Annotated in this window: 2 protein-coding genes; both read left to right on the top strand. The window is 39.0% G+C overall.

From position 1 onward, the window contains the following. On the top strand, positions 1-1,368 hold a 1,368-nt coding region (locus tag BZG79_RS15115), incomplete at its 5' end, for a DNA repair protein (protein ID WP_077774817.1). Next, complete coding sequence (locus BZG79_RS15120; RefSeq protein ID WP_077774818.1) at positions 1,361-1,813, top strand: hypothetical protein; 453 nt, start codon at positions 1,361-1,363, stop codon at positions 1,811-1,813. The genes BZG79_RS15115 and BZG79_RS15120, both read left to right, overlap by 8 nt. Positions 1,814-1,840: the final 27 nt, after the last annotated feature.

A 1,840-nucleotide genomic window follows, 5' to 3' on the forward strand; every position in this document is an offset into this window, starting at 1 on the left:
GAAAAAGAGTATGAGATTCAGCTATCTAAACTTACTCGCTTTGATAAGACATCTATTGAAGAAAAAATTAAATTTCGCGAAAAACAAGGAAGATTGTTGAATGATTACCAACGACAATATAAGCAACTATTAACAGAGAAAATAACCAACACACCTGATTGGGCATTATCTACATTTGGCAAAAAACTTGCCTCGATAGACCTTTCAAGCATTAATACAGCAGAACTAAATAAGTCACTTCGTTATACGGTGGATAAGCAACTGCTACGTGAAATTATGGATAATAACGAATGTATCTGTGGTACGCACGTTGGAGAGGATAGTTCGGCAGCTCGGCTTTTAGAAGAGCTTGGTAAACATGCCGTCGATCCTGAGCTTAAGCGTCGCTGGGAATTAGCTGTCAAGCTACAAGACACGCTTTGTAACCAGCAATTGCCGAAAGCTAGTATGGAAAGGTTATTAGCGGATATTGATGACCGCGAAGACGTCATACAGGAACTTGAAAATAGTATAAAGGACTTAAGTCATACTATTGTTGATTCTGACATTGATGACATTAAGGTTATCGAACGCGGTAAAGATTTAGCGAAATCAAGGTGCGATCAACTAAACCGTCAGATCCTACAAATGGAGCAGAGCGTTCGTAAAAAAGAGATTGATATTGAAGATATTGATCGCAGAGTAACTAGCCTGTCAGCAACTCAACCTAAAGCTCATAAAGTTCGTAACTTGATTCTCGCAACAGAGAAGATAGTAGAGTTATATGAGGAGGCCATTGTCTCTTCACAGGAAGGTGTTGACCAGATCCTCTTAAGCAAGATGCAGTCGTTATTTAACCAAGTGGCTTTTAATGGTTATACAGTTAAAAAAGATACTAGCGTCAAAGGAGGAAGCTTTACATGGGCAATCGTAGATAGAGAAGGTAAACGAGTAGCTGCGGGGAATGGTTATCAAGCGATGTTATCTATTTCGTTTGTTGTTGCGTTGATTGAATTCTCGAAAGATCGTGCGAATAATAAGCAGCACTTGCTTACTCCAGGTACTGTTGCTCCCTTTATTGCAGACTCAATTCTAGCGTTTATCGGTCCTGATAATGGTCGAGAACTTGTCCGTTACATTGCGAACAAAGTAGAGCAATCAATCTTTATGTTCTCTCAGGCTCAGTGGACAGAAGCACATACTGACAAGGGAATTCGTCATAAAATTGGTAAGGAATATAACCTCGTTCAGCATACAGTGTTGACTGAAGAAGAGTTTAAAGGGCAGTATCCTACAAAACTTACTGTAAAAGGTAATGACTATGATGTTGTACGCTTTGGTAGTGATTTTGATAAGGTAACCATTGAGGAGATCCCTGTTCATGGCTGAAATAATTGATTGGCGTAAGTTATCGGTACGCCGGGATGTTCGCTTTGAAGCGTTGGAAGAGCGGTTTTGCTCAACAAAAGGGGCGAAAAGTGATACTCGAGTCTTTAGTACAGTAAAAGAACTGATGGTTTTTTCGGCATTAGTTGGTTATCAATTAGATGACTTTCAACCACTTGAGTCTAAAGTAAACACAACCCCAATTCTGTTGGATACCTATGCGACGACAGGCCATGACGCTTATATATATCTTATTGCGCTAGCTAAAGAACCGTCTCTGGATATACTCAAAAATGAGAACTTAAGAGATGCTATTGGTATTTTTGAAGGATATTGCAATAGTGGCTTGATGCACATTGATAGTTGGATTATGAATAATATTGGTGAATCGTTAGTGGCTAATATTTTATTTAATCAGACATTAGAGTATTTGGTTGAAAATGGATAATTATTACGACTACGCCGCTTCTACACC

The sequence above is a fragment of the Salinivibrio sp. MA427 genome (genome assembly GCF_001996115.1).
In the GTDB taxonomy this organism is placed as follows: domain Bacteria; phylum Pseudomonadota; class Gammaproteobacteria; order Enterobacterales; family Vibrionaceae; genus Salinivibrio; species Salinivibrio costicola.

Coding starts and splice junctions, on each gene's coding strand:
- BZG79_RS15120 (WP_077774818.1), top strand. CDS start 1,361: ATGGCTGAAATAATTGATTGGCGTAAGTTATCGGTACGCCGGGATGTT.